Consider the following 12,027-nt stretch of genomic DNA (forward strand, 5'->3'; position numbering starts at 1 on the left):
CGCCGTGTTCAATTGTTTTCGATCGTTATAAGCCAAGTTCTTAATCGAAAATATGCACTATTTTATGGCGGTTGCGTTACACATTAGTGCACTGTTAACGCAACCGCGTTACTTATAGAAACAGTCAATCAACCACGATAGTAGCGTTGTGGAACAAATGGCATTTTGCTTACAAGCAAAGGCACCTTTTTCCCACGAACAATCGCCCACACCGGCGTATCCATTGCGATGTAAGCGCTGTCGACGTAACCCATGGCCAGAGGACCACCCAGGGTCGGGCCGAAGCCGCCACTGCACACTGCACCAATGATGTCGCCGGCTTCATTGACGATTTCTGCACCTTCGCGCACCGGCGTGCGTTCCTGAGGCAACAGGCCAACGCGCTTGCGGCTGACACCGGCTTGTTGCTGTCCGAACACGGTTTCAGCGCCAGGGAAACCGCCGGCACGCCCGCCATCAGCGCGACGAGGCTTGGAAATGGCCCACAGCAGGCTAGCTTCGATCGGCGTGGTTTCGGTGTTCATGTCGTGGCCGTAGAGGCACAGGCCGGCTTCCAGGCGCAGGGAGTCGCGAGCGCCAAGGCCGATGGCCGCCACTTCCGGTTCGGCCAGCAGAGCGCGAGCCAGGGCTTCGGCGTTGGCGGCCGGCACGGAGATTTCGAACCCGTCTTCACCGGTGTAACCCGAACGGCTGACAAAGCACTCTACGCCCAGCAGCTTCACGCGGGCGAACTGCATGAAAGTCATCTTTGTCACTTCAGGCGCCAGGCGCGCGAGTACGGTGACGGCGGCCGGACCTTGCAGCGCCAGCAACGCACGTTCTTCGAACAACGGCTCGAGGGTGCACTGGTCGCCAATGTGCTTTTGCAGATGCGCCAGGTCCTGATCCTTGCAGGCAGCGTTGACCACCAGGAACAGTTCGTCGTTACCGAGGTTGGCGACCATCAGGTCGTCAAGGATGCCGCCGGTCTCGTTGGTGAACATCGCATAGCGCTGCATGCCCACCGGCAGGTCGATGATGTCCACCGGCACCAGGGTTTCCAGGGCCTTGGCGGCATTGGCGCCGGTCAGGCGGATCTGGCCCATGTGCGAGACATCGAACAGCCCGGCCTGATCACGGGTGTGCTGGTGTTCTTTCATCACGCCCAGCGGGTATTGCACCGGCATGTCATAGCCGGCGAACGGCACCATGCGGGCGCCGAGTTCGATGTGCAGTGCGTGCAATGGGGTTTTCAACAGTTGTTCGGTGGACATATTCAGCTCCTGAAAAGTGTGCAGATGACAATGCGCGCGCATCAGCACTCGATAATGTTGACCGCCAAACCGCCACGGGCGGTTTCCTTGTATTTGCTTTTCATGTCGGCGCCGGTCTGGCGCATGGTGCGGATGACCTTGTCGAGGGAGACGAAGTGCTGACCGTCGCCGCGCAAGGCCATGCGCACCGCATTGATTGCTTTGACCGAGCCCATGGCGTTACGCTCGATGCAAGGCACTTGCACCAGCCCGCCGATCGGGTCGCAGGTCAGGCCGAGGTTGTGTTCCATGCCGATTTCAGCGGCGTTTTCCACCTGCTGCACGGTGCCACCGAGGACTTCGCACAGGGCGCCGGCGGCCATGGAGCACGCCACGCCAACTTCACCCTGACAGCCGACTTCAGCACCGGAGATCGAGGCGTTTTCTTTATAGAGAATGCCGATCGCGGCCGCGGTCAGCAGAAAGCGTACGACACCGTCTTCGTTGGCGCCGGGGATGAAGCGCATGTAGTAATGCAAAACAGCGGGGACGATCCCTGCCGCACCGTTTGTAGGCGCAGTCACCACGCGCCCGCCGTTGGCGTTTTCTTCGTTGACCGCCAGTGCATAGAGGTTGACCCAGTCCAGCACCGACAGCGGATCGCGCAGGGACGATTCCGGGTTCTTGCACAGTTGCCGATGCAGCGCTGCCGCACGGCGTTTGACCTTCAAACCACCGGGCAGGATGCCCTCGTTGCGGCAACCGGCGTCGACGCAATCTTGCATCACTTGCCAGATTTTCAGCAGGCCGGCGCGAGTTTCCGCTTCCGGGCGCCAGGCACTTTCGTTGGTCAGCATCACCTGGCTGATCGACAAGCCATAAGTAGCGCAGTGACCGAGCAAGTCCTTGGCGCTTTTGAACGGGAAGGTCAGTGGCGTGGCGTCTTCGACGATGCGGTCGGCGCCAGCGGCGTCTTCATCGACGACAAAACCGCCGCCGACCGAGTAGTACTCGCGGCTGCGGATTTGTATGCCAGCAGCATCGAAGGCGCGAAAAATCATGCCGTTGGGGTGATAGGCCAACGGTTTGCGGATCATCGCCAAATGCAGCTTTTCATTGAATTCGATGGCGTGTTCACCGAGCAGGTTCAGACGACCGCTGCTGCGAATCTCTTGCAGGCGGGCGGCGACGGTTTCGGTGTTCACGGTGTCCGGGTGTTCGCCTTCCAGGCCGAGCAACACAGCCTTGTCGCTGCCGTGTCCTTTACCGGTGGCGCCGAGTGATCCGTAGAGCTCGACTTTGACGCAGGTGGTTGCAGCCAGCAGCCCTTCACGGCGCAAACCTTCGGCGAAACGCGCAGCCGCACGCATCGGGCCGACGGTGTGCGAGCTGGAGGGGCCGATGCCAATCTTGAACAGGTCGAACACGCTTAACGACATGGTTGTTCTCCGGTTTCTTGTTATGAGGAGCACCGCGACCCCGTAGGAGCGAGGCTTGCCCGCGAAGCTTTTAGCAACCTTGATGGCCTCTTCGCGGGCAAGCCTCGCTCCTACAGGTTTTGTGGTGTCCTTGTGGGGGCGAGCGAACCCGCCCCCCTATAGATTAAGCGTAGCTTTCGATCGACGGGCAGGCGCAGATCAGGTTGCGATCGCCAAACACGTTGTCGACGCGACCGACCGGTGGCCAGTACTTGCCTTCGATCAGCGACGCGACCGGATACACCGCTTGCTCACGGCTGTACGGATGCGTCCACTCGCCGACCAGTTCCGCCGCGGTGTGCGGGGCGTTTTTCAACGGGTTGTCGTCCTTGTCCAGCGTGCCGTTTTCCACTGCGCGGATTTCTTCGCGGATGCGGATCATGGCGTCGCAGAAACGGTCCAGTTCTTCCTTGGATTCGCTTTCGGTCGGCTCGATCATCAGCGTGCCAGCGACCGGGAACGACATGGTCGGGGCGTGGAAACCGAAGTCGATCAGGCGCTTGGCGACGTCATCGACGCTGATGCCGCTGCTGTCTTTCAACGGGCGCAGGTCGAGGATGCATTCGTGCGCCACCAGGCCGTTGCTGCCGGTGTAGAGCACTGGGTAATGCTCTTCGAGGCGACGGGAAATGTAGTTGGCATTGAGGATCGCCAGTTGCGAGGCGCGCTTCAGCCCCGCGCCACCCATCATCCGAATGTACATCCAGGTGATCGGCAAAATGCTCGCGCTGCCGAACGGTGCGGCGCAGACCGCGCCTTCCTTGCGTGCCATCTGCGCGTGGCCCGGCAGAAACGGCGTCAGGTGCGACTTGACGCCAATCGGGCCGACGCCCGGGCCGCCACCGCCGTGCGGGATGCAGAAGGTCTTGTGCAGGTTCAGGTGCGACACATCGCCGCCGAACTTGCCCGGTGCGCAGAGGCCGACCATGGCGTTCATGTTGGCGCCGTCGATGTACACCTGGCCGCCGTTGTCATGAATGATGCCGCAGATTTCGCGGATGCCTTCTTCGAACACGCCGTGGGTCGAGGGATAGGTGATCATCAATGCCGCGAGATGCTCGCGGTGCTCGATGGCCTTGGCGCGCAGGTCTTCGATGTCGACGTTGCCGCGGGCATCGCAGGCGGTCACGACTACGCGCATGCCGGCCATGTTGGCGGTGGCCGGGTTGGTGCCGTGGGCGGACGAGGGGATCAGGCAGATGTCGCGACGGTCTTCGCCACGGCTCTGGTGATAGGCGCGAATCGCCAGCAGGCCGGCGTATTCGCCTTGCGAGCCGGCATTCGGTTGCAGCGAGATGGCGTCGTAACCGGTGGCGGCGCAGAGCATCGCTTCCAGCTCGTCAGTCAGCTGCTGATAACCGGCACTTTGCTCGGCCGGGGCGAACGGGTGCAGGGCACCGAATTCAGCCCAGGTCACCGGGATCATTTCGCTGGCGGCGTTGAGTTTCATGGTGCAGGAACCCAGCGGGATCATGGTGCGATCCAGTGCCAGGTCCTTGTCGGCGAGTTTGCGCAGGTAGCGCATCAGCTCGGTTTCCGAGTGATAACGGTTGAACACCGGGTGGCTGAGGATCGGCGACTGGCGCAGCAGGGCGGCCGGGAGGGTGCTGATCACGGAAGCGGCGAGGGCAGCGAAGTCTGGCAGGGTCTTGCCGTCGGCGAGCAAGGCCCACAGGCTTTCCACGTCAGCTTGCGACGTGGTTTCGTCGAGGGACAGGCCCAGACGTTCGCCATCAACGACGCGCAGGTTGATCTGCTGAGCGCGAGCCTTGTCGTGCAATGCGGCAGTGTTGGTGCCGGTCTTGATCGTCAGCGTGTCGAAGAAGCTTTCTTGCTCGACGCTCAGACCCAAAGCGCTCAAGCCTTGGGCCAGAATCGCGGTCAGGTGATGCACGCGCTGGGCGATCTGCGTCAGGCCTTTTGGGCCATGATAGACGGCGTACATGCTGGCGATGTTGGCCAACAAAACCTGGGCAGTGCAGATGTTGCTGGTGGCTTTCTCGCGACGGATGTGTTGCTCGCGGGTCTGCATCGCCAGGCGCAGCGCCGGTTTGCCGAAGCGGTCGACGGACACGCCGACCAGACGGCCCGGCATGTCGCGTTTGAACGCATCCCTGGTGGAGAAATACGCCGCGTGCGGGCCACCGAAGCCCAGCGGCACGCCGAAGCGTTGCGCGCTGCCGATGGCGACGTCAGCACCGAACTCGCCCGGCGGGGTCAGCACGGTCAGGGCCAGCAAGTCAGCGGCGACCGCAACCAGCGCGTTGGCAGCGTGGAAGCGTTCGGTCAGTTCGCGGTAATCGAACAGGTCACCGTTGCTCGCCGGGTATTGCAGCAGGGCGCCGAAAAACGGCGTCACATCAGTTAGTTCGCGCTCGTCGCCGACCACCACGTCGATGCCCAGCGGCTCGGCACGGGTGCGCAGCACGTCGAGGGTTTGCGGGTGGCAATGCACCGACGCGAAAAACGCGTGGCTGCCTTTGTTCTTGCTCAGGCGTTTGCAGAAGGTCATGGCTTCGGCGGCGGCGGTGGCTTCATCGAGCAAGGACGCGTTAGCGATCGGCAGACCGGTGAGGTCGCTGATCAGGGTCTGGAAGTTCAGCAGCGCTTCGAGACGGCCCTGGGAAATTTCCGGTTGGTACGGGGTGTACGCGGTGTACCAGGCCGGGTTTTCCAGCAGGTTGCGCAGGATCGGCGACGGCGTGTGAGTGCCGTAGTAGCCCTGACCGATGTAGGTCTTGAACAGCTGGTTTTTACCGGCGATGGACTTGATCAACGCCAGGGCATCCGCTTCGCTCAGGCCGTCTTCGAGGCCGAGGACGCTGGTGCCTTTGATGCTGTCGGGGATGACGCTGGCGCTCAGGGCTTCCAGGGAGTCAAAACCGAGGCTGTTGAGCATGGCTTGCTCGTCGCCGGCACGCGGGCCGATGTGGCGCGCGATGAATTCGTTGGCAGTGCTCAGATTAATTTGAGTCATGTTGGGCGCTCCTCAGGCTTCGGCGTTGGCTTTGATCAGACGGTCGTAAGCGTCTTGGTCCAGCAGTTTGGCGACAGCCGAGGCATCGCTTGGCTGAAAGCGGAAGAACCAGCCTTCGCCCAGCGGATCTTCGTTGACCCGTTCAGGGCTGCTGTCCAGCGCCGGGTTCACTTCCAGCACTTCACCGTCCAGCGGCATGTACACGCCGCTGGCGGCTTTTACCGATTCCACGGTGGCAGCTTCAGCGCCTTTGTCGTAGGACTGCAGCTCAGGCAGTTGTACGAAAACCACGTCGCCCAGGGCGTTCTGTGCGAAAGCGGTGATGCCGACTGTGACGGTGCCGTCAGCTTCGGTACGCAGCCATTCGTGATCTTCAGTAAAACGCAACTCGCTCATGGAAACTCCTAAGGGGGGCCAGACTCGTCTGGTGGACGCGATTGAATGCTGGGCAAAGCCCTGCTTTATGAGTGGATACTAAGCAAAATTGCGGCCAATGTTTTTTTATCGTTATAAATCAACGTCTTAGGTGTTTTTATAGCGTGCGTGATGTGGAGGGCTGTAGCGAAATCGCTACAGTCAGGAGCAAAGAAAAAAGCCTAAGTGGATCAAAGCCTTGCACAGCGGTGATCGGAAGGGGGTGTAGTGATATCGTTCCACTGTAGCGCTTTCAGTACAGGTGAAGGTCGCTTTTGATGCACGGTCTTACGGCTTGTTGGGAATACCGTACTTGCGCAACCGATGGGCAATCGCCGTGTGAGAGGTTTGTAGGCGGTTGGCCAGTTGGCGGGTCGAGGGGTAGCTGACGTAGAGTTTTTCCAGCAGGTTTTTCTCGAACTCCTCCATCGCCTGTTCGAGGCTGTCGACGTCGCTGTCGCTCTGGCGCGCCACCGAGGTGCCAGCGATATCGAGGTCGCCGATATCGACCAGGCTGCTTTCGCAAATGGCGGCGGCACGGAAGATCACGTTCTGCAATTGCCGCACGTTACCCGGCCAGCGATTGCCCAGCAGTGCCGGATAGGTGCCCGGCGCCAGGCGACACACTGGGCGCTGAATCTGCGCGCAGGCTTGCTGCATGAAGTAGCGGGCCAGCAGCAGGATGTCCTGGCCGCGTTCGCGCAGGGGCGGGACTTCGACGTTCAGGACGTTGAGGCGATAGAACAAATCTTCGCGGAACGAACCTTCGCTGACCATTTTTTCCAGATTGCGGTGCGTGGCGCTGAGGATCCGCACATTGACCTTCACCTCACGATCCCCGCCCACCCGGCGGAAGCTGCCGTCGTTCAAGAAACGCAGCAATTTTGCCTGCAAGTACGGCGACATCTCGCCGATCTCATCGAGAAACACCGTGCCCTGGTTGGCCAGTTCCATCAGCCCCGGTTTGCCGCCCCGTTGCGCACCGGTGAAGGCGCCGGGGGCGTAGCCGAACAATTCGCTTTCGGCGAGGTTCTCCGGCAATGCCGCGCAGTTCAGCGCCAAAAAGGGCGAACTGTGTCGAGCGCTGATGGCGTGGCAGGCACGCGCAACCAGTTCTTTGCCGGTGCCGGTTTCGCCCTGGATCAGCAACGGTGCATCGAGGGCCGCAACGCGCTGGGCGCGGGCCTTGAGCGTCCGAATCGACGGAGACTCGCCGAGTAGCGCATCGAACCCTTCGGCATGGTCGTGGTGCAGTGCCGAAAGGCGTTCGCCGATACGGTTCGGCTGATACAGGGTCAGCAGGGCGCCGGCGTCGGTAATCGGTGTGGCATCCAGCAGCAACGTCTGGCCGTTGACGGTGACTTCCCGCAGCGGCAGACGGAAGCCGTTTTCCAACAGGGCTTCGAGCAGTGCCGGGTCGGCGAACAGGTCAGCGATGCTTTCGCCGTCAGGCTCGCGCCCGTACAAGGCAATCAATGCCGGGTTGGCCAGCAGCACTTTGCCGGTACTGTCCAGCGCCAGGACGGGGTCGGTCATGGCCGCGAGCAACGCATCAAGCTGCAGGTGCCGACGCTGACCGGGAAGAATGTCGACCACCGTCACCGCTTGCACGCCGCGCACGCTGAACAACGCATCGCGCAGCTCTTCGAGGACTTCCGGGCTCAAGGTCGGGGCGTCGATATAGACGTTGGGCGGGACCATTTCCACCGCATCCAGATTGAGATTGCGCCCACCGAGCAAGGCCAGGACTTCCTGGGTAATGCCGACGCGGTCGATGAAGCTGACGTGGATACGCATGGGGCGTTTTTTGGTTCTGGAGTGCGGAGGGTGGCAAGTATGCCTTGGAGGAGGGCTGGGGTGAAATCTTGAGATTGGAGTTTGCTGAAAGATCGACCCTTCACCCACCCTTTCCCCTTTGGGGTGGCTCCCGCCATCGCTATTCCAACATCTTGCCGAGCAACCAACTCCCCGCCGGCCCCGGCGGATGCAGCCGCGACCACAGCGCATCGACGAACACCGGTTTCGGCCAGCCACGCACGTCCAGTTCCTCCAGCGTCCCTGCACCAAACCGCTCCACCAGCCACCGGGGCAACGGCGCCCAGCCGAATCCACCCTGGGCCATTTCCAGCAGCATCAGATAACTCGGTGCCGACCAGACGCGTCCCTTCGCACGGCTTTCATACGGATTGACGATCGTCGCCAGACGCAGTTCCCGATGGTGTTGCAACACGTCTTGATCGATGTGGCTCAGCGCCGCCAACGGATGCTCACGAGACACGAACAGGGCAATCTCCGTCCGTTCCTCCACGGTCGAACTGACCAGGTCCGGCGGGTAACTGTCTTGTTTTTCGGCGAAGGCGACATGTGCTCGACCACGTTGCACCAGCGCCACCAGGTCATCGCATTCGGCGATCAGGCATTCGAGTTCCAGGTCCGGATAGCGCTGCTCGAAAGCACTGAGCGCCGCTTCGAAACGGTCGGATTGATAGGTGTCGGAAATCGCCACGGTCAATTTTGGCTCTACCCCTTGAGACAGTTGGCTGGCGGTCATTTCCAGTCGGCTGGTGGCGGCCAGAATTTCCTCGGCCCGTTGCAGCATCACGTGCCCGGCCGCGGTCAGGCTCGGCTTGCGGCTGCTGCGGTCGAAGAGGGTCAGGTTCAGATCGATTTCAAGGCTCGCCACCGCAGCGCTGATGGTTGACTGACTGCGGCCCAGTTTGCGTGCCGCCGCAGAAAACGAACCTTGAGTCGCCGCTTGCACAAACGCCTGCAACACTTCTTGAGACGCCATGAACTATCGCCTTGATCGATGGTTATTGGTTATGAAGTATCGGTGTGAAGAAGGATCATGGCAACCACAGTCACTCAGAGGAGTCTGGCCATGAGCGCGAACAAATCCATTACTGAACGTATTTTCCAGGCCATTGGTTTCGAGTTGTTGGCCATCCTGATCTGTACCCCGTTGCTGGCGTGGATCATGGACAAACCGATGCTCGATATGGGCGTCGTGACCACGGCTATCGCGGCACTTGCCCTGGCCTGGAACGTGGTCTTCAACGGATTGTTCGACCGTGCGCTCAAACACTACGACATCGTGCACAACGCGTGGGTGCGTGTTGTCCATGCGCTGTTGTTCGAAGGCGGTCTGGTCGCGGTGGGTGTGCCGTTGATTGCCTGGTGGCTGAAGGTCAGCCTGTGGCAAGCGTTTCTGCTGGACATCGGTGTGTTGCTGTTTTTCCTGCCGTACACCTACGTCTACCACTGGGCCTATGACGTAGTGCGGGAGCGGGTCCTGATGCCTCGCACAGTTGGTTGAGCGCGGTTATTTTTGTGGCGAGGGGCAAGCCCTCGCCACAGGTTTCAGGTTACAAAAACATCCCGCCCGACGCTTCGACGCGTTGCCCATTGATCCACTGACTGCCCGGCGCCAGCAACAGCGCAATCGCGGCGTTGAGGATGCGGCCACCATCAGCCATCAGCGGCAGCAGGTTCTGGGTGAGGAAAAACGGCCCTTTCAAATGGATGTTCATCAGCAAATCGAACTGGGCGACGGTGGTGTCAACGAAGTTCGCGGTCAGGCCGATGCCGGCGTTGTTGATCAAAAAGTCAAAGTGCTCCCGATCAAAACGGCTGCGCAATACATCGGCGACCTGACTGAACAATAGAAGGTCGGCCCATGAACAAACTGGAACTGCTGCGCACCTTCGTTCGTGTCAGCGAGATGTCGAGTTTTACCCTCGCCGGTGAAGCCTGGGTTTGCCGAGGTCCACCGTGTCCGAGCACGTCCAGGCCCTCGAATTGCTGGTAGGCACGCGTTTGCTGCAACGCACCACGCGCAAGGTTCAGGCGACTCAGGACGGCCTGGTGTTGTACGAGCGCAGCAAGGACTCGCTGTCGCACATGGACGAAATCGAAGGGCTGTTTCGCCAGGACGAGGCATCGCTCGTTGGGCGGATTCGCATCGACATGCCGAACATTCTGGCCCGTCGGGTGGTGATGCCGCGTCTGCCCGAGTTCATGGCTCAGCACCCCAATCTTGAGCTGGTAATCAGCAGCACCGACCGCCGGATCGATTTGCTCAGCGAAGGGTTTGATTGCGTGATGCGAGTCGGCGCGCAGCCGGATCAATCGGTGGTCGCGCCCCACGTATGCGATTTCGCGATGGTCAACTGCGCCAGCCCCGCGTATCTGCGGCGTTATGGCGTGCCTGAACGGCTCGAAGACCTGGCGCAGCATCGGTTGGTCCATTACGTCGGCGTACTGGGCTCACGGTCGGAGGGTTTTGTGTACGAGCAAGAGGGCACGTTGCATCGGGTGCCGATGGCGGGCAGCGTCACGGTCAACAGCACCGATTGTTACGAGTCGGCGTGTCTGGGCGGTTTTGGTTTGATTCAGGCGCCGCTGATGGGCATGCAGCCCCACCTGCTCAGTGGCGAGCTGGTGGCGGTGCTGCCGCCATTCAATGCGCCATCCACGGAGGTATCGCTGCTCTATGCCCGGCAACGGCATTTGCCGTTACGGGTGAGGGCATTTATGGATTGGTTGGGGCAGGTGATCCAGTCAACCACCTGACCTTAGAACAACTGGGTGAACAACCAATACAAGCTGCCCGACAACAGCATCGCCGCCGGCAAGGTCAATACCCAGGCCATCAGCAGATTGCGGATGGTCTTCATCTGCAAACCTCCGCCGTTGGCGACCATGGTCCCGGCCACCCCCGAAGACAACACGTGCGTGGTCGACACCGGCAGACCGAACATGTCGGCGGCGCCGATGGTCCGCATGGCGACGGTTTCCGCCGAGGCGCCTTGCGCATAAGTCAGGTGGGTCTTGCCGATCTTCTCGCCGACGGTCACCACGATGCGTTTCCAGCCGACCATGGTGCCCAGCCCCAGGGCGATGGCCACTGCGATTTTCACCCACAGCGGAATGAACCGCGTGGCGTTGTTGATCTGTTGCTTGAACAGTTGCAGTTTGCCGCTGGTGTCGGCGTCAAAGTTGCCGACCTTGTTCTTGTCCATCAGGCGAATGGTTTCGCTGGTCAGGTACATGTCGTTACGCACGTTGCCCATGGCCTCGGCCGGGGCTTTCGAGAGCGAGCCGTAGCCCTTCACTTCGTTACCGATATTGCCGGCCAACGCGGCGAGGGCGGGGATCAGTTGTGGTGAGGCTTCCTTGCTGCGCATGTGATCGGACAGCACCGCGCGAGGATCGGGCGGGCGCCGGTAGCGGCGAACTTTTCACCAGTGCTTGCTGGGTGACTTCGGCTACGGCGGCAAACTGTAGCGCCTGGTCTGCCGCCATGGCGCGGTTCAGCGCGTAAGCCATCGGCAGCGCGTAACCGATTTTAGTCGCCTGAACCCAGTCCACACCGCTGGTGCCGTCGCGACCGTGCATCAAGGCATTGGCCACGCCGACACCGATGATCGAGCCGATCAGGGTGTGCGACGAAGACGCTGGCAAACCCAGCCACCAGGTGCCGAGGTTCCACACTATTGCGGCGGGGCGATGATGCCGAACGCCACCGCGCCGCTGGACAGCAGCACCCCGAGGAAGTTAAAGAAGCCTGACCAGGCCACCACGAAATTCGGCGGCAAGGAGTTGGTGTAAATCACCGTGGCCACGGCGTTGGCGGTGTCTTGGAAACCATTGACGAACTCAAAGCCGAGGGCAATCAGCAGCGCCACGCCCAACAGCAGAAACGGCGTCCAGGTGGTCACCACGGTGCCAAGTTCGTTCATGTCGTGCATCAGGCTGTAAGCCGTGAACAACAGGCCACTGCCCAGCACCGCGAAGAAAATCACGATGGTCAGCAGGCTGGGTTTCTTGTCGAGTTGCGGTTTTGCGCTACTGGTGGGCGCCTGAGCGGCGGTGAGGGAAGGAGTAGCCATGACGGACAATCCTGAGAAGGGAAGAGTGTCGGTCA

The 12,027-nt window shown here is 60.9% G+C and carries 7 protein-coding genes and 3 pseudogenes; 2 read left to right on the plus strand and 8 right to left on the minus strand.

Annotated features, from left to right (window positions below; all coding sequences use genetic code 11):
- Positions 1–128: 128 nt before the first annotated feature.
- From gcvT to ACYZT3_RS07495, 6 genes are all read right to left on the minus strand, one after another.
- Positions 129–1,253 (minus strand): glycine cleavage system aminomethyltransferase GcvT, encoded by a 1,125-nt coding sequence (gcvT, locus tag ACYZT3_RS07470; RefSeq protein WP_462031803.1) that lies wholly within the window; start codon positions 1,251–1,253, stop codon positions 129–131.
- Between the two features lie 41 nt (positions 1,254–1,294).
- Positions 1,295–2,671, minus strand: a complete 1,377-nt coding sequence (locus ACYZT3_RS07475; protein ID WP_282375504.1) for an L-serine ammonia-lyase — start codon at positions 2,669–2,671, stop codon at positions 1,295–1,297.
- A 163-nt stretch (positions 2,672–2,834) separates the two neighbouring features.
- Entirely contained in the window at positions 2,835–5,687 is a 2,853-nt protein-coding gene (gene gcvP / locus ACYZT3_RS07480; RefSeq protein WP_282375505.1) for an aminomethyl-transferring glycine dehydrogenase, read from the minus strand.
- Positions 5,688–5,699: 12 nt separating this feature from the next.
- Positions 5,700–6,083, minus strand: a complete 384-nt coding sequence (gcvH, locus tag ACYZT3_RS07485) for a glycine cleavage system protein GcvH (RefSeq protein WP_282375507.1) — start codon at positions 6,081–6,083, stop codon at positions 5,700–5,702.
- 306 nt (positions 6,084–6,389) lie between these two features.
- A complete protein-coding gene (locus ACYZT3_RS07490; protein WP_462031804.1) occupies positions 6,390–7,898 on the minus strand; it encodes a sigma-54-dependent transcriptional regulator in 1,509 nt (502 codons plus the stop codon).
- A gap of 139 nt (positions 7,899–8,037) precedes the next feature.
- Positions 8,038–8,892 (minus strand): LysR family transcriptional regulator, encoded by an 855-nt coding sequence (locus ACYZT3_RS07495; RefSeq protein ID WP_282375511.1) that lies wholly within the window; start codon positions 8,890–8,892, stop codon positions 8,038–8,040.
- A gap of 90 nt (positions 8,893–8,982) precedes the next feature.
- Between ACYZT3_RS07495 and ACYZT3_RS07500 the strand changes: the two genes are divergently transcribed.
- On the plus strand, positions 8,983–9,417 hold the full coding sequence (locus ACYZT3_RS07500) for a multidrug/biocide efflux PACE transporter (RefSeq protein ID WP_282375513.1): 435 nt from the start codon (positions 8,983–8,985) through the stop codon (positions 9,415–9,417).
- Between the two features lie 49 nt (positions 9,418–9,466).
- Here the strand turns inward: ACYZT3_RS07500 and ACYZT3_RS07505 are convergent.
- Positions 9,467–9,754, minus strand: a pseudogene (locus tag ACYZT3_RS07505) (SDR family oxidoreductase); the annotation flags it as partial.
- A gap of 23 nt (positions 9,755–9,777) precedes the next feature.
- Here ACYZT3_RS07505 and ACYZT3_RS07510 point away from each other — a divergent pair.
- Positions 9,778–10,673 (plus strand): annotated as a pseudogene (locus ACYZT3_RS07510) (LysR family transcriptional regulator).
- Positions 10,674–10,675: 2 nt separating this feature from the next.
- On the opposite strand, the pseudogene ACYZT3_RS07515 reads toward ACYZT3_RS07510, so the two are convergent.
- Positions 10,676–11,992 (minus strand): annotated as a pseudogene (locus tag ACYZT3_RS07515) (inorganic phosphate transporter).
- Positions 11,993–12,027 lie beyond the last annotated feature (35 nt).

The sequence above is a fragment of the Pseudomonas sp. MDT1-16 genome (assembly GCF_054898115.1).